This is a genomic window from Sorangiineae bacterium MSr11367 (assembly GCA_037157805.1).
GTDB classification, from domain to species: Bacteria; Myxococcota_A; Polyangia; order Polyangiales; family Polyangiaceae; genus Pendulispora; species Pendulispora rubella.
Genome location: CP089983.1, coordinates 3,635,153 through 3,653,350, shown reverse-complemented (window position 1 = coordinate 3,653,350; position 18,198 = coordinate 3,635,153). Strand labels below are relative to the sequence as shown.

The 18,198-nt window shown below is 64.5% G+C and carries 18 protein-coding genes; 10 read left to right on the top strand and 8 right to left on the bottom strand.

Translation table 11 applies throughout. From position 1 onward, the window contains the following. Positions 1–11 precede the first annotated feature (11 nt). Positions 12–395, top strand: a complete 384-nt coding sequence (locus LVJ94_14615) for a gamma-glutamylcyclotransferase (GenBank protein ID WXB08465.1) — start codon at positions 12–14, stop codon at positions 393–395. A 39-nt stretch (positions 396–434) separates the two neighbouring features. Here the strand turns inward: LVJ94_14615 and LVJ94_14610 are convergent, their stop codons facing one another. Genes LVJ94_14610 through LVJ94_14600 form a run of 3 tightly spaced genes read right to left on the bottom strand, consistent with a single transcriptional unit; the run spans position 435 to position 3,189 of the window. Then, positions 435–2,036, bottom strand: a complete 1,602-nt coding sequence (locus tag LVJ94_14610; GenBank protein WXB08464.1) for a hypothetical protein — start codon at positions 2,034–2,036, stop codon at positions 435–437. A gap of 41 nt (positions 2,037–2,077) precedes the next feature. Continuing rightward, positions 2,078–2,509 (bottom strand): hypothetical protein, encoded by a 432-nt coding sequence (locus LVJ94_14605; protein ID WXB08463.1) that lies wholly within the window; start codon positions 2,507–2,509, stop codon positions 2,078–2,080. Then, positions 2,497–3,189 (bottom strand): cupin domain-containing protein, encoded by a 693-nt coding sequence (locus LVJ94_14600; GenBank protein ID WXB08462.1) that lies wholly within the window; start codon positions 3,187–3,189, stop codon positions 2,497–2,499. The genes LVJ94_14605 and LVJ94_14600 overlap by 13 nt, the downstream gene beginning before the upstream one ends. Positions 3,190–3,540: 351 nt before the next feature. On the opposite strand from LVJ94_14600, the gene LVJ94_14595 reads away from it, so the two are divergent. Continuing rightward, complete coding sequence (locus LVJ94_14595) at positions 3,541–3,903, top strand: hypothetical protein (GenBank protein WXB08461.1); 363 nt, start codon at positions 3,541–3,543, stop codon at positions 3,901–3,903. A 1-nt stretch (position 3,904) separates the two neighbouring features. Then, entirely contained in the window at positions 3,905–4,114 is a 210-nt protein-coding gene (locus LVJ94_14590; protein WXB08460.1) for a hypothetical protein, read from the top strand. Between the two features lie 3 nt (positions 4,115–4,117). Here LVJ94_14590 and LVJ94_14585 read toward each other — a convergent pair whose 3' ends face one another. The 3 genes from LVJ94_14585 to LVJ94_14575 are packed head-to-tail and all read right to left on the bottom strand — an operon-like array spanning position 4,118 to position 8,189. Then, positions 4,118–4,981 carry a hypothetical protein gene (locus LVJ94_14585; GenBank protein WXB08459.1) on the bottom strand — a complete coding sequence of 288 codons (864 nt, stop codon included), beginning with the start codon at positions 4,979–4,981 and terminating at the stop codon, positions 4,118–4,120. Between the two features lie 3 nt (positions 4,982–4,984). Next, positions 4,985–5,791 (bottom strand): hypothetical protein, encoded by an 807-nt coding sequence (locus tag LVJ94_14580; GenBank protein WXB08458.1) that lies wholly within the window; start codon positions 5,789–5,791, stop codon positions 4,985–4,987. Positions 5,792–5,798: 7 nt separating this feature from the next. Beyond that, complete coding sequence (locus tag LVJ94_14575; GenBank protein WXB08457.1) at positions 5,799–8,189, bottom strand: TonB family protein; 2,391 nt, start codon at positions 8,187–8,189, stop codon at positions 5,799–5,801. 81 nt (positions 8,190–8,270) lie between these two features. Here LVJ94_14575 and nikR point away from each other — a divergent pair, with 81 nt between their 5' ends. The 5 genes from nikR to LVJ94_14550 all read left to right on the top strand — a co-directional run bounded on the left by nikR (position 8,271) and on the right by LVJ94_14550 (position 12,783). Further along, positions 8,271–8,798, top strand: coding sequence for a nickel-responsive transcriptional regulator NikR (gene nikR / locus LVJ94_14570; GenBank protein WXB08456.1), 528 nt, complete (start codon positions 8,271–8,273; stop codon positions 8,796–8,798). Positions 8,799–8,930: 132 nt separating this feature from the next. Beyond that, positions 8,931–9,968, top strand: a complete 1,038-nt coding sequence (locus LVJ94_14565) for a deoxyhypusine synthase family protein (protein WXB08455.1) — start codon at positions 8,931–8,933, stop codon at positions 9,966–9,968. Between the two features lie 3 nt (positions 9,969–9,971). Beyond that, positions 9,972–11,309 (top strand): FAD-binding oxidoreductase, encoded by a 1,338-nt coding sequence (locus LVJ94_14560; protein ID WXB08454.1) that lies wholly within the window; start codon positions 9,972–9,974, stop codon positions 11,307–11,309. Then, entirely contained in the window at positions 11,306–12,046 is a 741-nt protein-coding gene (locus LVJ94_14555; protein ID WXB08453.1) for an SDR family NAD(P)-dependent oxidoreductase, read from the top strand. The genes LVJ94_14560 and LVJ94_14555 overlap by 4 nt, the downstream gene beginning before the upstream one ends. Positions 12,047–12,048: 2 nt before the next feature. Next, the gene (locus LVJ94_14550) at positions 12,049–12,783 is read left to right on the top strand and encodes an SDR family NAD(P)-dependent oxidoreductase (GenBank protein ID WXB08452.1); all 735 of its coding nucleotides are present in this window, start codon (positions 12,049–12,051) and stop codon (positions 12,781–12,783) included. Positions 12,784–12,834: 51 nt separating this feature from the next. On the opposite strand, the gene LVJ94_14545 is transcribed toward LVJ94_14550, so the two are convergent. Then, a complete protein-coding gene (locus LVJ94_14545; GenBank protein ID WXB08451.1) occupies positions 12,835–14,412 on the bottom strand; it encodes a serine protease in 1,578 nt (525 codons plus the stop codon). Between LVJ94_14545 and LVJ94_14540 the strand changes: the two genes are divergently transcribed. Then, positions 14,407–15,441: a C45 family autoproteolytic acyltransferase/hydrolase gene (locus LVJ94_14540; protein ID WXB08450.1), complete on the top strand. Its 1,035-nt coding sequence runs from the start codon at positions 14,407–14,409 to the stop codon at positions 15,439–15,441. The genes LVJ94_14545 and LVJ94_14540 overlap by 6 nt on opposite strands. A gap of 3 nt (positions 15,442–15,444) precedes the next feature. Here LVJ94_14540 and LVJ94_14535 read toward each other — a convergent pair whose 3' ends face one another. Further along, entirely contained in the window at positions 15,445–16,365 is a 921-nt protein-coding gene (locus LVJ94_14535) for a LysR family transcriptional regulator (GenBank protein WXB08449.1), read from the bottom strand. Between the two features lie 115 nt (positions 16,366–16,480). Here LVJ94_14535 and LVJ94_14530 point away from each other — a divergent pair, with 115 nt between their 5' ends. Then, a complete protein-coding gene (locus LVJ94_14530) occupies positions 16,481–18,133 on the top strand; it encodes an MBL fold metallo-hydrolase (GenBank protein WXB08448.1) in 1,653 nt (550 codons plus the stop codon). The last annotated feature ends 65 nt before the right edge of the window (positions 18,134–18,198 follow it).

The following is an 18,198-nucleotide window of genomic DNA, read 5'->3' as shown; positions in this document are numbered from 1 at the left end:
GCTGGCCGCAAATGGCACGCATGTTCCTCAATGGTCAAGCCATGGAAGGTGGCCCCTTCCATCACCACCTCAAAGGCGCCCCGCTGGTCATGAAGACCCGCACCGCCCCCGGCTATCGCTTCTTCTCGGTTCGAGACACCTTTCCCGGTCTCTACCCCGACGCCTCCGTCGATACGAGCATCGAGGGCGAGGTCTACGACGTCCCCGAAGAGACGCTGCGCGACGACCTTCTGCCGAACGAGCCGACGGAATTGGAATTCGGCATCATCAAACTCGCCGACGGCTCGTCGTCCTTTTCCATGATCCTGCGCCGGAGCGAGTTGGAATCGGGCGGGCACCGCGAGATTACCTCGTTCGGCGGTTGGCGAAATTACATGAAGAGCCTTCAGCGCTAATTTCGATGAGTTCGCAATCTGCATTACGCCGATTGACGATCAGCGCGCCTCGAGCGCCGCGCGAATGCCCGCGGGGCGCTGGTGCTCGTCGCATATCTTGCGAAACTCCTCGCGGGTGGGCGCCTCTCGGACATCGCACTCCAGGGTGATGGTCGACAGGATGGGCCGCTTGATGGAATGAAAGGACGGCTTGGAGGGGGAGCGGCTCGGGGACGCGCCAACGACCCGCACGTTGGGCGTTTCCACGTAGTCGAACTCCAGGGGCCGCGTTTCGACACCAACCGTGGCGCACAGATGCACCGTGTTGCGCTGCTCGTCGAACCAGACGGGGGCGGCGACGCGCAAATCGAATTGCAGATCCTCGTCTTGGGTGCTGGCACTTTGCCACGCTCCGAATCGCGCCCGCGCCATGTCGCGCTCGCGGGATGCCGGCAGGGACTGACCGAGCTCCTCACGGCTCAGGGCTTCGGCGCCCAGAAACAGCATTTCCATATCCAGGAGACCGTCCCAGAGCGCGGGACCGCCTTGGGCGCCTTTTGCGAATTTGCAACTTCGCAGTACGAGCTCGCCGAGGACCTCCGCGAGCGCCTCTCGCACGTAGCGGTAGCTTTGCGCCATGCGCGCATAGAATCCAGGGACGGGCTCGATGGTAACCCTCGGAACGATCATGGGGGCGGCCGCGACGGCGCTTGCGAGCTGCTTGACGTGCGTTTCTCGGTTCAACGCAAAGAGCGCCTGAAACGCATCCTCGAGTTCTTTGCGGTAGCGCGGCCCCACGCGAAGTCCTTGCTCCTCGGGGGACAGCAAGGCGGCAATGGCGTGGAACTGATGCGCATACCACCCCTCCTTCGCGGATGGCATCGTCTCCAAACGACCGTCGCGAATTCGTTCGATGAGCTCCCGCCCCAATTCGAAGGACGGAGGCACGGGCGCATCTCCGAAAAGCTCTTCGATGAGACGCCGTTCGGCCGAATCGGACCCCGGAAGCACGGCGGTCTCGCGAGCGCTCGCGTCCTCGATGGATGGAACGGCCAGAGGGCCGGTCAACCGCGTCATCACCTCCAGGTATCCGCGATAGGCCGAAAGCAAGCCCGCCTCGCCCGCCAGCACGGCGCGAACCTCCGCAGCTTCCTCCTGTTTGAGCTTCGATTGGAGGATGCGATCGTGTCGAAAGAGGCGTTTTCGCTCTTCGGACTCCGCATAGGCCCCTAGTGGCTTGGATTGCTTCGCGTCACGAGCGAACGGTGCGAGCCACCTGCGGGCGCTCATGCCGTTCGACCCTTGGGGGAGCTCCTCCCCGGCCAGATGCCGAGCGGCTTCGAAGAGCCCGCGCATGCGGCTTCCCTCGGCCAGCCGGGTACGTAGGCCTTCGAGCGTGGCAAAGAGCCCTAGGTTCTCCCCCGCCCCATCGTGCGCGATGCGTTCGACGGCCTCGTAGAGTCGCTCGTCGAAACGTTTGGCTTTCACCGCCAGGGCCATGAGCGGCGTGAAATCAGCTTCGACACCGGCGGCGGCAACGGATCGATGAATGGGCGTGGCCTCCTGCCATCCCGAGTGATCCACGATCTCGGCCCGCAAGACTTGGCCTGCGCGATCCACGACGATGCGGCGACCCAATTGGACGAAGGTGTACGACGTCATCGGGCCAGGATACGGGAAGAAGAAGGGCTAGGCGCGGTCCGTCACTCGAGGACGCCGGTTTGTTCGATGCGGCGACGGAGTGCTCCGGGTTGTTCGCGGAGGCGCATGGCCATGGCGACGATGGCCGCATCCACGCTGGAAAAGACTTTGACGATGCCACGCTTCGTGACCAGGAGAAGCTCCGCCAGCACCGCGCGGACCAGGGTGGCGGGAAAACCCGTATCTTCGAGAACGACGAAGATCATTTCGCAGTTCTCCGCCCATATGTGCTGATGTTTCAGCATCACACGACGCGTTTGCCCGTCGGGAATACCGATTCCCGCGGAGATGATCGAGAAGGCGATGAGCGGCTCACCGGCTTGGCGGCGCGTCGCGGGCAGCTCGTGAATGAGCTTGTCGACATCGGGCAGGGTTACTGCGGTCGTCCATCGCAGCACGTAGATTCGTCCAATGGAACGGGCTACGTACGCCACGGGCGTTGCTCCTTCGAGGTGGAGATGCGCACCCGAAAACGCGCGGGGCTCTCGCCCATGGCGCGGCCGAAGGCCCGTGCGAAGGCGGCATCGTTCGCGTACCCCACGCGCGCGGCGACTTGTTTGACAGGCATGTCGGTCCGGCCAAGGACCCGCGATGGATCGAGCGCGATCGCTCCCACCTCGAAGGCATGCTCGAAGAGCACACGCAAAAGGCTTTGCGCAACCTCCGCGCGCGATGCCTGCGGCAACGCAGACACGGAAGCCCGGGCTGCGAGCGTGTCGCGCACCCAGCGCGGTTTGCCGTGGGAGCGCAGCATCACCAAGTCGGGGAGCAGCTCCAGCCAGCCGCACGGCGTCGCATGCTCGGCCACCGCCACGACGAGCTGCGAGCGGCCTGCGGGATACGCTTCGTACACGTGCTCGTCCACACGATGCATCCCAGGGCAACTCGACGACGACGCGACCGAATCGAGGCGGTCGCGAAGGACGTGCGCGTCGGCCCGCGGAAGAAGGGCCAGATCACCCGATTCGAGCTGAACGCGGCGACCGCCAACCTCGAGAAGCGCATGACCGCGCACTTGCCAATAGAGCCGCGTGCTCGACGGTTCGCGCGCTCGGCGCTTTCCCCATCGGTCCCCCACGGTGACCTGGGCGGCCTCGAAGTGACACAACTGCATGCTCCATGAATAGCACGGACGCGCGGATCGCTCGTGCGGACGTGCGGCATGCTCACCCGCTGTAAGCCCTATGGCATGAACGGACCGCATCCCACGGCGCTTCAATTGCTCGAGCAACACCTCGCGACCCTCACCACGCAGCCCGAAATATGGTATTTCGCTTTTTGCCGATGACGCCGTCGTCGAGTTTCCGTACGCAAGCGGAACAACATTTCCGGCGCGGCTCGACGGCAAGTCCGCCATCGTGGCGCACTATGAGCAAGCGGCCGGCTGGCTCGGCCCCACCAGTGACGGGCGCATCGTTCGCTATCGCGAATATTGGAATCCGCTGCGCGGCATGGCGGAGGCGCCATGACCGTGCTCGTCATCGGCGGCCAAGGACAGACCGGCCGTGCTATCTCCGATGGCTTGCAACGCAAAGGCGTCGCGGTCCGGCGCACGAGCACGCGCGGCGGCCCCGGCGTCACACAGTTCATGTGGGGCGATTTTGCATCGCACGACGCCGCACTGAAGGGCGTGCGCGCAACCTACCTTCTCGCTCCGCCACTCGACACCGCGCCCGAGCGCGCCATGTGCCCGTTCCTCGACCGGGCCCTCGCGGCGGGTGTGAAACGATTCGTCCTCCTCGGCGCGTCGCCGTTCGCCTCCTCACCAATGCGTGCATCGCAACCGCAACTGGATCCTCACCGGCCCCGAGCCCCTCTCCTTCGATGACGTGGCGGCCGTCTTGAGCGAACACACGGGGCGGCCGATCGTGCATCGATCCATCGCCCCCGCGGAGCTGACGGCGTGCGGGGTCGCATCGCTCGACGAACGCATCGCGCGCGGCCTGGAAGCGCGGACGACGCCGTTCGTCGAGGAGATCACCGGCGAGCGGCCGCGAAGCCTGAACGACTTCGCCGCGACGCTCACCCGGTCCGCTTGAGGATCACTTGGCCGAGGAGAAGCACTCGCCTTCGCCGCGGAAGTGGCCAATCGTGCGCGACAGTCCCGTAACGAACGCGCCAAGATCGTTGATGCCGGCAGCGCTCCCGGTGCCGTAGGGGCCATTCTCCTTGGGAATGGCGGCGAGCTTCACCTTGGACAATTCGTCGAGCGTGATGGTCCCGTCGTTGTCCTTGTCGGCATCGGCGATGTTTCCGAAACGCACCTTGGCCTCTTTGGCCTGCAGATCATCGTAATAAAGGTGGTCTCCATGAATGGTCAATTGCGGCTCGTCCGTACCGCCGTTGGTGACCACCACGCCGTCGGTGTCCTTGCCCGAAAGTTCGCCTTTGCACCGATCGTAGAGCGTCACCGTTTTGAAGCCCCAGGTGTACTTCTTGGTGACCGCGCCCTTGGTGGCCACGGCGTCGACATAAATGCTGTAGCCACCTTGGACCATCAGCTGCTTGTCCGCGTCAGTCCCTGCACCTATGAGCGTGTCGGCGGTGGCCGGCGCGATTTCGTAGCTGACGTGCTCCCACGCCTTGGCGGCGACATTGGCGAAGGTCACCACGGACTTCACACCAGCGGTCGTCATATCGAACAACTTCGATTCCTTCATTTCCGCGCCCACTGCGCCGGCGCCGTCGGCAACTTTGATGTTCCGAATGGTCACGAGGAACTCGTTGTAATGGATGGTCCAGCCATCCGTGACGTCCGCCTGAGGAATTTCCTTTTCGATGTAATCCTCGCCCCACGTCGTGAACGAAACGCGCCCCGAGCCGTCGCTTTTGTCGTCGTCGGAGCTGCTACACGCCGCGAGAACGAGACCGAGGGCAATGGCGGCACTTTTCAACATGGTATGCATGGGTCATTTCTCCGAGTAGGAAAACACGTATCCATCGCCCGCCTTCATGCCGCGAACGAGCTCGTTGCGCCCGATGGCTTCCGCGGGCATCGACACGGGGTTTCCATCCGTGCTCGCGGGAATGCTGTCGAACTCCACCTGATCGAACCAAAGTGGCAATTTGATGGTCAGGGTGACCACGCCATCGCCTTCCATATCCGTTTCCGCGAAAGGGCAGCCCTCGACGGCGGCGGCATTTTTGGTATTCCGCACGTCGGCCTCGTCGATCTCTGCACGGAAGACGCGCGAGTCGCTCCCTTTGGTGGCCGTCCCTTCGAGCACGGCCACGTGCGATCCAAGCGCGCTCGCCTGAGGGCCCGTCGGCGGGACGTTGTACGAAAACGTGGCCGACCGCACGATGCCCGAAACACCGTCTCCAACGGGAAGCGGCAGGGCGCCGCTCGACAAATCGACGGACGTGGGGCTCAGCATTTGGCCTTTGGCATTGCCCGGGATGTAATGCCCCGGGTGCGCATAGGCGACCCCGATCCCGAGGAACTCCTCGACGCGGTCCAATGGCGTTTTGCGCTTGGGAGCGGCGTAGGAAAAGATGGTCGCGCCATCGAAGTAATAGAGCGGCCCCACCGAAAGCGAGATCTTGCGCAGGGAAATGCTCCACCCCTGCGAATTGGAGAATGCTTGGGTGGCCGGCGGCTCGGTGACGATTTTCGTCTCCAGCACGATGCGCTTGCCCGTGGTCGTGTCCGAGGAGCTCGAGCATCCGGCCAAGGCCACGCTGCTCAGGACCAGTGCGTAGTAAAAAGCTTTCATGGCATCCTCAAATATGCAGAGTCAGTGACAGAAAAACGGAGCGCGGCGCCCCCACCGTCACATGACGGAAGGGCACCAATTGCGCAGGTTTGCCGCGATTGAAATTCGACGCATAAACGAATTCACCGTCGTACCAAAAGGCATCCAGCAGATTGAACGCATCGAGCCCGAGCTCGACCTCCTTCAGACGAAGCGCGGCCCGCGCATCCACCAGAAAGACATCGTGGCCAAATTCGGAGTACGGCAGCGGCCGCCGGAAGAGCGATTCCAAACTGGAACCGATGCGGCCCTCCAAATCGCGCCCGAACACACGCGCCAAGCGGCGTTTGGCACCGATGTCGACGCGTCCGACGATTTGCGGAACGTAAGGAAGGAGATCGCCTTCCTTGTATTGTGCATCCGATCCGGTGAACGATGCGCGCGTGTAGGTCACGCTGGCGCTCGTGGTCAGCCAATCGGCGCGTGCGGTGAGCTCCGCCGCCACACCCGTGCGCTGCGTACCGGGAACGCGCTCGTTGCGCGCGGTCGTCTGATCGAAGGCGAGATCTTCCGATAGCCGCGTATGAAATGCCGCCAACGAGCCCTGGAATCGATTCCCGTCGGCGTAGCGAATCCCCACTTCGTAGCTGGTCACTTCGGCGAAGGGGGTGCGCTCGCCTTCCGAGAGGCTGCGCGCCTGCGGCGAGCGAAAGCCCTCGCCATAACTCGCCAGGGCGTGAAGGCCCGGCACGAGCAGGAGATCCGCCGTGGCTTTTTTTCCGAAGTGCGCGCCCTGCGCGGCGCGAGCCTGCGATGCGGTGGCCGTGGGATCCGAGGCGGGCGGCACGCGATCTTGCGTGGAATAGGAAAGCGCGTCGGCGCGGATCCCGCCGCGGAGGGCGAGCCGCCGAATCGGAAAGAGCGACGCATCGAGGTAGCCCGCCACGTTGGTCCCGCGCACCTTGGCATCGACGAGCGTCTCCGTGGGCAGATCGTTCACGTCGGAAAGGCGCCGCTGGGATTGCTCGATGAAATCCGTGCGGCCGTAAAACCCGGCCTCGAGGGCATCGCGCGACGACAGAAGCTTCACCGTTCGCCGGTAGGAGGCGGTCGCGCCCACCATGATGTCTTCGTGAATCTGCTGCGTGTTGTCGCTATCGTTTCGAGCCGCACCACCGCGCTGGCTGTCCACGAGGTAGCCGGTGAAATTCTGCCGCAGGGTGAGCGAGCGAAAGGCCACGAAGGGCGCGACGCTGAAGTGCGAGTTTTCGCCCTCCTGGCGCAGCTCGGCCAATACCTGGGTGCGGCTCGAATAGCCGCCCTGTTTGGGATCGTAGAATCCGTATTTGTCGAGGGTGCCGTTCTGAATGTCGTCCAGGCGAACGACGCCCGCCGAGTCGAAACGGCCGGTGTACGTCGTCGCGAGCACGCGCCCTTCGAAGCCTTTGCCGAAGTCGTGCGTCGCCTGCGCAATGAACGAACCCCGGCGCGCCGCGCGGTTCGGCCCGAAGCCGTCGGTCGAGTACTCCTCGAAGGCCGCGAACGTCTCGTCCGAGGTCCCCGGCGGGTGGTAGGCCAGAAAAAGCCGCTTGGTCCCAAAGGAGCCCAGGGTACCGGTGGCCGTGATGCCCGGCTCGGCGTACCCGAGGCGCATGCGGATCGAGCCTGCGACGGCGAAGTCGCCCTGCCGCGGATCGTACGTGCCCGGCGTCGCTTGGATCTCCTTGATCACCTCGGGCATGGCAAAGTGCAGATCCGCGTAGCCCTGGCCGTGGATGTTCGACACCTCGTTGACGGGGATTCCGCCGACCCAAATTTCCAGATCTTGCCCGTGAACGGCGTCGAAGCCGCGCAAGAAGATCTGGTGCGCCTTCCCTTCCCCACTGTGCTGCGTCACGAAAATGCCGGGGGCCAGCTGCAGGAGATCGCTCGCCGTGCGGTGGGGCGCTAACTCGATAACATCGCGTCCGCGCACGGTGGCGGAGGCGCTGCGCGGCGGTGGCGTCCCTCGCACCTGCACGGCCGCGTTCGCGGGCGCGGGCGGCGGCTCCGGCGCGCTGGCTTGCGGTGCCGGCTTTTCCGCGGGCGCGCTCGTGAAACGCACGGCGGCTCGCACGCGCGCAGCAACGGGCTGCCCGTTCCGGCGGGCGGGCTCGTACGTCCACGTGCTCGCCGCGGCGATGGCCGCGCGGTCGAATTCCGACGAGATCCCCTCCTCCACCACGACGCCCTGCACCGTGCCGGCCACCGACACCGTCAATGTGACGGGCACGAGAACATCGTGTGACTCGGCATGACCACCCGGCCATGCGCCCGGCGTTTGCGTCTTGAGCTTCGGCGCATCGACGTCGTGCGCGTGGGCCAAGGACGCGAACGTCCACGCGGCCACCCCGAGCAGCTTCATCGCCTTCGAGCCCACGGAATGCGCGAGTAGCACATTTGTGAAGGAGTGTGCTACTCCGATTCACCCGCCCGACGACGAGGTACACTCGCCCGCGATATGAAAGACGATCTCGTTCGGTTCGGAATTGCCATGGAAGGGTCGCTCTTGTCGGCCTTCGACAAGGTCGTCGAAGCTCGCGGCGGCTCGCGCTCGGAAGCGTTTCGCGATCTGGCGCGCGCCGAGGTCGGACGGACGCAAATGCGCAAGGGCGCCGAGGCGGTGGGAACGCTCACCATCATCTACGACCACCACGTTCGCGAGCTCAACGATCGCCTGACCGAGATCCAGCACGAGCTAGGCTCGCAAATCTTCGCGACCACGCACGTGCACCTCGACCACCATCGCTGCCTGGAGGTCATCATGGTGCGCGGGCGCGCCGACCAGTTGCAGGACGTGGCCGATCGCATCATCGCCATCCGCGGGGTCATCCATGGCGGCTTGCAGCTCTTCACCGACGTGCCGCACAAACCCGCGTGGCAACGTCAATCGAAAGCTGCAGCATCGGACGAGCACGCGCACGACCACGGCCACACGCATGCCCCCAAGAGCGAGCCCAAAAAAGCAGCGCCGCGGCGCAAAGCCTGATCGTGCGATCATGCTGCACGCCCTTTCCTGGGCCCGCTCAGACAATCTCCTACCGCGGTACGACGCGCCGTGCTACCAAGCCCGTGATTCGCAGCATAAACACGTGCCCACGAGCGTTTACGAGCCCCCACCATGACGACGCCCGCCGCCTCCCTGCCGATCCTCGAATTCGTTCTCACGAATTACAAGAACTTCAACGCGCGCTCCACGCGTGATGCGCTGCTCGCGTACCTACGGCACATCGAAGCGGGTGGAAAGATGTTTTGGGCCGTGGCGGGGGCCATGTCCTCGGCGCAGCTGGGCATCACCTTGGCGCCCGCGATTCGGGCCGGTCTCATCCACGGCTTGTCGGTCACCGGCGCCAACTTGGAAGAGTCGCTCTTCCGCTTGGTCGCGCACGACAGCTACAAAGATTTCCCCGACTACCGCTACTTCACCAAGGAAGACGACACGAAGATCCTCGAGCAGCGGATGCGTCGGGTGACGGACACGAGCATTCCCGAGGACGAAGCATTTCGCGCGGTGGAGAAGTACCTCGTTCCGATGTGGACGAACGCCACCCAGCGCGGTGAGCGACGCTTCTGGCACGAGTACTTCTACGAGCTGGTTCAAACCATCGGCACCGACCTGCACCAGGGCAATGCCGACGAGTGCTGGCTCCTCGCGGCCGCCAAAGCCAAGCTGCCCATCGTCGTCCCGGGCTACGAAGATTCGACCTTCGGCAACATCTTTGCGTCGCACGTAAAGACGGGCGAGTGCAACGCCAGCATTGCCAAGTCGGGCATCGAGTACATGGCGCACTTCTACGACCAGTACCAAGAGCTCTCCACCGGCCCGGGCATCGGCTTCTTCCAGATCGGCGGCGGCATCGCGGGCGACTTCCCCATCTGCGTGGTGCCGTCCATCAAGTACGACCTGGACCAGCCGGTGAAGCCCTGGGCGTACTTCTGCCAGATTTCCGACTCGACGACATCGTACGGCTCGTACTCCGGCGCGACGCCGAACGAGAAGATCACCTGGGACAAGCTCACGCAGGAGACGCCGATGTTCGTCATCGAATCGGACGCCACCATCGTCGTGCCGCTCATCCTTCGCGCGCTCCTCGAGTGCAAGCAGCACCCCGCCGAGGCGAAGAAGCTGCTCGCGAATTTGCCAACGTCGCACGGGTAGCTCATGGGTTCGCCGGCGAACGGACAATCCACACTTTCAGGCTGGGGCCGGGTGCCCGTTGCGGGTCGCGAGCAGCTTTCCGAAAACCTGGAGGCGGCCACGCGCGGAGCGGTCCTTTGCCGCGGGCTCGGACGCTCGTACGGCGACTCCTCGCTCCCGGCGAATGCCGACGACAAGGTCGTGGCCACACGTCTGGCCAATCGCATCCTCGCGTTCGATCCGGAAAGCGGCATCCTGCGCGCGGAGGCCGGCTTGTGCCTGGCCGATTTGAATCGCCTGTTCATTCCGCGTGGGTATTTCACGCCGGTCACCCCGGGGACGAAGTTCGTCACCGTGGGCGGCATGGTGGCGAGCGACGTGCATGGGAAGAACCACCACCAAGAGGGGTGTTTCGGCGCGCACGTGCAGTCCCTGCGCATGCGTTTGGCGAGCGACGACATCGTCACCTGCAGCGAAACCGAGAATCCTGATTTGTTTTACGCGACCATCGGCGGAATGGGACTATTGGGTCACATTCTGGAGGTGGAATTCAAAATGCACCGCATCTCCTCCCCGTGGATCTGGATGGAGAGCGAGCGCGTTGGCGATATCGACGAATTCATCACCGCATTGTCCAATGCCGCCCCTCGCTGGCCGATGACCGTGGGGTGGATCGATTGTTTGATCCGCGGTGCCTCGCTGGGTCGGGGCATCCTGATGGCGGGTCGATGGGCCACGCCCGAGGAAGCGAAGGCCAAGCCTCCCCCGTTGACGCGGAAGAAAACGCTGCCCTTCGAATTTCCGAATTGGGCAATCAACCCGCTGACCGTGCAGGCTTTCAATGTTGCTTACTATTGGCAGCACATGAACCATCGCAACGCCGGTCTCGTGGGAACCGATCCATTTTTCTATCCGCTCGACGCCGTGCTTCACTGGAATCGTGTTTACGGGCCTCGCGGCTTCACGCAATACCAATGCGTGCTCCCGCGCGCGGCAGGGCCCCAAGCCGTTCGGGAGTTCATGGAACTTTTGACCAAGTTGGGTGGCGCATCGCCCTTGTGCGTCATCAAGGACTGCGGCCCGGAAGGCAAAGGCCTCTTGTCGTTTCCCCTCGAAGGCACGTCCATCGCCATTGACATGGCCATCTCGGCCGAGACACAACGCATCGTGGATCGCTTGAACGAATTCGTCATCGCGGCCGGCGGCCGCATCTACCTGACCAAGGATGGCTTCACGCGCCCCGAGCATTTCGCCGCGATGGAACCACGTCTGCCGCAATTCCTGGCCGCGCGCGAAAAGTGGGATCCGAAGCGAAGGCTCCGCAGCGCGCAGTCGCACCGACTCTTTGGAGACCGCGCATGAAGGCCATCGTTCTGGGAGGCACCTCGGGCATGGGCCGCGCCATCGCACAGCGATTGGCGGAGCGCGGAGACGGCGTTTTTCTCTTGGGCATCGGCGACACGGAGCTCGAGCGAAGCGCAGCGGATTTGAAATCACGCCACCCGTCGCGGGTCGACGTGGGATATGCGGTTTGCGATCTCGAGAAACCGGAGACCTTCGCCGGTGCGCTCGACGCGGCCGATACCGCGCTGTCGGGCTTCGACGCCGTCATCGTCACCGCCGGGTTGTTCGGGACGCAAGAAGCGCTCGAGGCGGACATCGAATTCACGCGCCGCCTGGTCACGGTGAATTACGCGAACACCGTGGTGTTCTGCGAGCACGCGCGAAAGCGCCTTCTGGAGCGCGGAGGCGGGCACCTCACCGTGTTTTCCTCGGTGGCGGGCGATCGCGGGCGCAAGCCGGTGGCCATCTACGGGTCCGCCAAGGCGGGGCTTTCGGTGTACCTGGAGGCGCTGGACCACAAGTTCCACGCGGCCGGGCTCTCCGTGCTCTGCGTGAAACCCGGGTTCGTGAGAACGGCGATGACCGCGGGGCTGAAGCCGCCGCCGTTCGCCGGGGAACCGGACCAAGTTGCGGGCGATGTCCTTCGTGCGATGGACGCACGCAAACCGATGATTTACACACCGGGCATCTGGGCGCTGGTCATGCTGGTGATTCGCTGGCTGCCGCGCTTCGTGATGCGCAAGATCGGATTCTGACCATGCGCGTACTGATCTTTGGTGCCACGTCCGCCATCGCCGCCGAGGTGGCGAAAATCCATGCCGAGCGGGGCGATCAGCTCTACTTGGTGGGGCGCAATGCCGAAAAGCTCGCCGAGGTGGCCTCGCGTCTGGGCGAGAAGGTCACCACCAAGGTGGCGGACCTCGGGGATCTGGACGCCAATGCCACGCTGGTGGAGGAGTGTATCGCAGCGTTGGGTGGGGTCGACGCCGCGCTGATTGCCCACGGCGATCTCGGGGACCAGCTGGCCAGCGAGCGCACCTTCAAGGACGCGGAGGCGATTCTGCGGGTGAATTTCACCAGCGTCATCTCCCTGCTCATTCCGCTGGCCAACCACATGGAGGCCACACGGCAAGGGCGCATCGGTGTGATCACGTCGGTGGCGGGCGATCGCGGGCGGCCGCGCAATTACACGTACGGCGCGGCCAAGGGTGCGCTCAACGTGTACCTGCAAGGGCTTCGCACGCGACTGTACGCCGCGGGCGTGTCGGTGACGACCTTGAAGCTCGGGCCCGTGGACTCGCCGATGACGCACGACCATGGCAAGCACTTGCTCTTCGGCAAGCCGGTACCGGTGGCGCGATCCATCGTGGCCGCCATGGATGCGGGCACCGCGGAAGCGTACGTCCCCTTCTTCTGGCGGGCGATCATGCCCATCGTCAAGAACACGCCGGAGCGCGTGTTTCAGCGATTGCCGTTCTTGTCGGGTCGCTAGCGCGATTCGAAGGTCACGCAGCACCTTCACACTAGTGTCAAGGTCAAGGCGCTATTCGAAGGTGCGCGCGAATGGTGGGGCGGCGTTGCCTGCCTCGTCTTGGCCGACGATGCAAAGTTTCGCTGGGAGATCTTCGCGGAGAATCGGAATCGCGATACGGAGATAATCGTCGTAGCCGTCGGGCTGCGCGCAATCGGTGCTCGCGGAGGGGCCGACCTTGTATCGGTATTGAGACAATTCCGGCGGATAGAAGATCAATTCGACGCGGAGTCCTTCGGCGCCAAAATCATGCACGAGTGTCCCCGGTAGGCGTTGGGGTGGCGTCGTATCGATTTGCACCTGCTCGATGCGCACGAAGCGCGGGTTTTGCCACGTCGAATCCGGCGTGGGGCTGCGGCCGCCCAAAAGGCACAAATAGTAAAAGCCTTCGGCCTCGGGCACCTCGTCACGAATGACGCTGGTGGCCGTGAGCGCGGTGGGGGCACCGTAGCCGGCCAGATCGCGGCAGTTCGTCGCATGGGCGGGCCCGGTCTTGTAGCGGTAGTGCGTAAACTCCGCATGGTGAAGCGCGCGATCCCAACGCAGACGGCGGCGAACGCCGTTGTCCATGACGTAGGGCTGGTTTGCGCCGAGCGGACCGCCCTCGACCTGGAGCTGCCGCCCATCGTCGAGCGGGCACTGCGCACGGCGGCGATCGAAGAGACCGCGGGCGTCGAAACAGCCGCCCAGGCCGGCGACGGGCGTCGCATAACTCGCGTCCGGGCGGACCGTGTAGCCCGTGGCGGTGAGCTCGCAGGGGCGGTTGGCGTAGCAATCCGTCGTCCCGTCCGAGCCGCGCGCGGTGGTGTTCATCAGCGCGTGGATCCGCGTGCCTGCGTGCACGAAGACCGGCGATCCCGAGCTGCCGCTGCGAATATCGATGCAGTCGTTGGCCTGCGCGTCGAAGAAATGCCAATGGAACTCGACGAGGTTGACGGACGACGTGCGCCCCATGCATCGCTCGCGGCGCAAAAAGTCGTCCGCCTGCGAGGTGTCGAGCGGTGCACCGACGACATCGAGCGGCGTGCCCGCCGAGGGAGACGAAGCAGCGATCTCGAGCGGTGCGATCCCGAGCGTGCCAAGCTCGCCCACGGTTCGGGCCAACTTGAGGACCGCGATGTCATGGCCCTTCATCGTGGCATGTTCGATCCGTGCCACGGGAACCTGAACTCGAGCTTGCTCCGTGTTCGCGAAGTAATTGAACACCACGCGGAAGTCCGACCCTGCTTCGGCGTCGAGGGTCACGTCGTTGGCGCCCAGGATGGCCGGGCAGTGGCCACTGGTCAGTGCATACGCCGGTGCGGCCGGATTGGGCGAGGTTTGGACGAACACCGCCGTACACGTCAAACTGCCGTGAAACCGGCCAATGGCCTTGTACTTGGCACTCGCCGGATCGAGTCCGTCGAGAAGCTGCGAACCGCCCGACGTGGCTCCATCCCCAGCGTCGAAGGGCGGTGCGCCGGCGTCCTTCGACGCATCGGGCGAAGGCGCGGCATCCTGGGATCCCGGCACACCCGACGCGCCGTTGCCACAAGCGCAGAAGGAACATCCCACCGCGAAGGCCAAGCGCTTCATGAGCGTCGCATGCATGATGCGGCGCAACCGAGCAATCTTCGGGCCATCGAGCTACACTGCGTGCCGATCGCCATGCCGCCCATCCCCGAATTGAATGTGGACCTCGACGCGCCGCCGGAGCGGCGATGGGACGGGCTGTCAGAGTGGCGCCAGGAAGGCCGTGAGCTGCTGAAGTTCTATTTACGTGACCTTGGCGGCCTCGATGCCTTTTCGTCCGTTCTCACGGGCTACCGCGACGACTTCGTCGATCCGGAATACGTGGCCGAAATGCGCAGCGTGGCCCGCATCCTCGATGCGCGCGAGGAAGAGGTGCTCCTGGTCAACCTCTACTACGACGCGCTCAAGCTCCTTCTCGCGAGCCCGATGGGGTGCACGGCCTTCGCCGTCGATACCGCAGGTCCGCCCCTCCATGCGCGAAACCTCGATTGGACGAACGCCGATGGGCGCCTGGCCAAGAGCACGGTCATCGTGAATTTTCACCGCGGCGAGGGCGCCCCCCTTTACCGCACCGTGGGTTGGCCTGGCTTCGTGGGCTGTTTGAGCGGTGTAGCGCCGGGCCGTTTCGCCATCACGCTGAACGCCGTCCTCAGCGACGATCCTCCGGAGCTGGCGCCGCCGATTTCCCTGCTCCTCCGCCGCGTGCTCGAAAAGGCCGAGACGTTCGACATAGCGGTAGCGACACTCCGCGATACCGAAGTCGCCTCCGACGGTCTGCTCCTGGTAACGGGCACCCGTCCGGGCGAAATGGCGGTCATCGAGCGCACGCCGACGCGGGCCGTGGTTCGAGGGCCCAAGGACGGCGCCATCTTCGTCGCCAACGACTACCGCGCGCTTTCCTCCTCGCCTTCGGCCATGACGGAGCTGACCGCCACGTCGTACGGGCGCTACGGGCACGCGGAGCGGCTGGTTCGCGCCAATGCACCCGTGGACGCGGAATCGTGCCTGGCCGTGCTTCGCAATGGGAACGTGAAAATGGGCATCACCGTCCAGCACATGGTCTTTTCGGCCGCACAGGGCACGGTGGTGGTCGCGCTTCCCGCGTGAGCGCTATTTCTGTTTTGCCTTCGCCGCCTCGACGGCGGTGAAGTGGGCGGTGAGTAGATTGATGAACGCTTGCAGCTTTGGAGGAACGTTGCGCGAGCTGGGATAAACGGCATACCACGGGAGCGGTGGGAGGCGGTATTCGTCGAGCACGGGGCGGAGGGTGCCGGACGACACGGCGGAGGCCGCGGCGTAGTCGGGGAGCTCGGTGATGCCATATCCGGCCGCGGCGAGCTCGCGCAGGACGATGTAGCTGTTCACCGTCGTGCGGGCGCGGACGTCCACCACGATGGACTGTGCGTCGCGGCGGAACTTCCACCGGCTCGGCTCCTGGCGGCCGCTCATGAGCAGGCAATCGTGCTCGGCGAGGTCCTCGGGCGACTTCGGCTCGCCGCGTACATCCAAGTAGTGTGGACTTGCGTACAAATGCAAGTCGTCGGGGCTGCCCAGCTTGCGTGCAATGAACGTCGAATGGGAAAGAGAACCCCGGCGCACGGCCAAATCGAAGCCGTCCTCCACCAGATTGACCCGGCGATCGGTCAGGTCCACGCTCAATTCCACCGCAGGGTATCGCCGCATGTAATCGATGATGATCGGGCATAATACGAATTGGCCCATTTCGAAGGGCGCCGTCACCCGCAACCGGCCTGCGGGCGCGGATTGGAGATCGGCCAGGCTTCGCTCCGCATAGTCGAGTGCGGTGAGGGCCGGGGCCACCTGCAGGTAATAGGAGCGGCCTTCTTCGGTGAGGCGAACCGTGCGGGTGGTTCGATCCAAGAGCCGTGTGCCCAAACGCTCCTCGAGTTGCGCCACACGGAGGCTCACCGTGGATTTGGGCACGTCGAGCGCGCGGGCGGCGGCGCGAAAGCTCTTCGAGTCCACGACCTGCACGAAGATGGATACCGCATTGAGATCCGCGACCGTCATGGGCTCACGAGCGTGAATATGCGCGCCCCGACGTTCAGCGTCCACACCGTTGGACAGTCATTCCAACATTTCGGTCATGGTCCCGGCCGCTCGCCGGAACCATGTCCTCGGGACCATGAACATTCGACGCATGCTCTTTTTGGCTCTCGCCACCCCATTCCTTCACTGCGGGGATTCGGCATCCAATTCCACATCCAACGACACGTCCAACGCTCCCCTGACCCGCCTCACCGAGAGTCTCGGCGGTGCCGCGGCGCTGGATGCGATGCGCACGTTGTCCATCGAGGCCACTGGCTTGCACTCCGCGTACGACGAAGGGGTCGACCCGGGCGGCGCCCCGACACCGGCCAGCGACTTCACCTTCGCCGGCCGCATCGATGTCGGCGCCGACCAAATGTTGCTCTCGTACAAGCGGAACTATCTGGCCATCGTGCCCGGTGCCACCAGCGACTACAGCGAAATCGTCGCGGGCCAGCGCGGATACGTCCGCGGCATCGAGTCGGTCTTCGGCGGACCGGCGGGCACGGTGGGGGCTCCCATGTCGTCGGCGCGGTGGGCGGCGACGCGCCGGCATCAGGTGCTCTCGAATCCGCATCTCCTGCTCAAAGGACGCGCGGCGAACGACGTTCGTGACGAGGGCCTCGAGAACCGCGACGGACGCTCGTACCGCCGCATCGTCGTGAGCGATCCCTGGGGCATCCGCGACTTCACCTTGCGGCTCGACGACGCGGGCCGACTCGCCCAACTGTCCACCCTCGAGAGCGACCATTTGCGCGGGGACATCAACGTCGACGTCACCTACGAACAATGGGAGCCGAGCGGCGGGCTTCTCTTTCCGCGACGCGTCTCCATCGCCGTGGATCATCAGACGGTGCGCGTCGAAGATCGCTCCAGCATCCAGGTGAATGCGCCGCTGGAGCAGGAGCTCTTCGCCATGCCGGACGGGCCACCGCAGGAATTCGACGACGATCACGCGGACTTCGGCCATCGGCGTGCGCAGTCGTACCAGCGATTCGCTGGCCTCGGGCTCAACTCCTTCGTGGACCCGCTGCATGAAACGGTGGTGGGCGTCGAGGTGGCCACGGGCGTGTACCACCTCGTGGGGACCGGGCACCATTCGATGCTCGTCGACCAGGGGGCCAGCAGTGTCCTCGTGGAGGCGCCGCTGGACGAAGAGCGGAGCAAGGCGCTGCTCGCTTGGATCGATACCAACCTTCCCGGTGGCTTGGCCGCCCACCCCATCTCGAACGTGGTCATGACCCACCACCATGCCGATCATTCGGCAGGCCTCCGAACCTTCGTGGCCCGCGGTGCGGCCGTCGTCGTCGCCAAGGAAAGCGAAGCCTTCATGCGCGACATGTTCACGAGCGCCCACACCATCTCGCCCGACGATCTCAGTGCGCGAAAGGACATCGTCCCGGTGCTGCGCCCGGTGGAATCCGAAGGTTCGCTCGCGATTGGAAATGTGAGCGTCCACCACGTTCGCTCGTCCCATGCCGCCGACATGCTCATCGTTCACGTGACCGCGGCGGGCTCGCCCGGGATCCTCTTCAATAGCGACCTTTACAATCCCACCGAGGGAGATCTCATTCCCGCGCGCCGCGAGCGTGCGGTCGGCTTCAACGAGGCCATCATCCGGCTCGGGTTGAATACACCGGATCGTATTTTCGTGGGTGGACACGGCAACATGGCGGGAACCCGCCACTTCAATGTCACGTATGCGCAATTCCAAGCTCAACTGGCCCGCGTGCAAGGACAGGCGCCGTGAGTCGAGCAAACCAAAATAGCGCGGCGCATACATCGACGAACGGCCTTGCGCGTCCCTATGCTCGT

Excerpts from the sequence above, each read along its gene's own strand:
- LVJ94_14615 (WXB08465.1), top strand. The coding sequence starts at position 12 with ATGGCACGCATGTTCCTCAATGGTCAAGCCATGGAAGGTGGCCCCTTC.
- LVJ94_14610 (WXB08464.1), bottom strand. The coding sequence starts at position 2,036 with ATGACGTCGTACACCTTCGTCCAATTGGGTCGCCGCATCGTCGTGGAT.
- LVJ94_14600 (WXB08462.1), bottom strand. The coding sequence starts at position 3,189 with ATGCAGTTGTGTCACTTCGAGGCCGCCCAGGTCACCGTGGGGGACCGA.
- LVJ94_14595 (WXB08461.1), top strand. The coding sequence starts at position 3,541 with ATGACCGTGCTCGTCATCGGCGGCCAAGGACAGACCGGCCGTGCTATC.
- LVJ94_14585 (WXB08459.1), bottom strand. The coding sequence starts at position 4,981 with ATGCATACCATGTTGAAAAGTGCCGCCATTGCCCTCGGTCTCGTTCTC.
- LVJ94_14580 (WXB08458.1), bottom strand. The coding sequence starts at position 5,791 with ATGAAAGCTTTTTACTACGCACTGGTCCTGAGCAGCGTGGCCTTGGCC.
- nikR (WXB08456.1), top strand. The coding sequence starts at position 8,271 with ATGAAAGACGATCTCGTTCGGTTCGGAATTGCCATGGAAGGGTCGCTC.
- LVJ94_14565 (WXB08455.1), top strand. The coding sequence starts at position 8,931 with ATGACGACGCCCGCCGCCTCCCTGCCGATCCTCGAATTCGTTCTCACG.
- LVJ94_14560 (WXB08454.1), top strand. The coding sequence starts at position 9,972 with ATGGGTTCGCCGGCGAACGGACAATCCACACTTTCAGGCTGGGGCCGG.
- LVJ94_14555 (WXB08453.1), top strand. The coding sequence starts at position 11,306 with ATGAAGGCCATCGTTCTGGGAGGCACCTCGGGCATGGGCCGCGCCATC.
- LVJ94_14550 (WXB08452.1), top strand. The coding sequence starts at position 12,049 with ATGCGCGTACTGATCTTTGGTGCCACGTCCGCCATCGCCGCCGAGGTG.
- LVJ94_14540 (WXB08450.1), top strand. The coding sequence starts at position 14,407 with ATGCATGATGCGGCGCAACCGAGCAATCTTCGGGCCATCGAGCTACAC.
- LVJ94_14545 (WXB08451.1), bottom strand. The coding sequence starts at position 14,412 with ATGCATGCGACGCTCATGAAGCGCTTGGCCTTCGCGGTGGGATGTTCC.
- LVJ94_14535 (WXB08449.1), bottom strand. The coding sequence starts at position 16,365 with ATGACGGTCGCGGATCTCAATGCGGTATCCATCTTCGTGCAGGTCGTG.
- LVJ94_14530 (WXB08448.1), top strand. The coding sequence starts at position 16,481 with ATGAACATTCGACGCATGCTCTTTTTGGCTCTCGCCACCCCATTCCTT.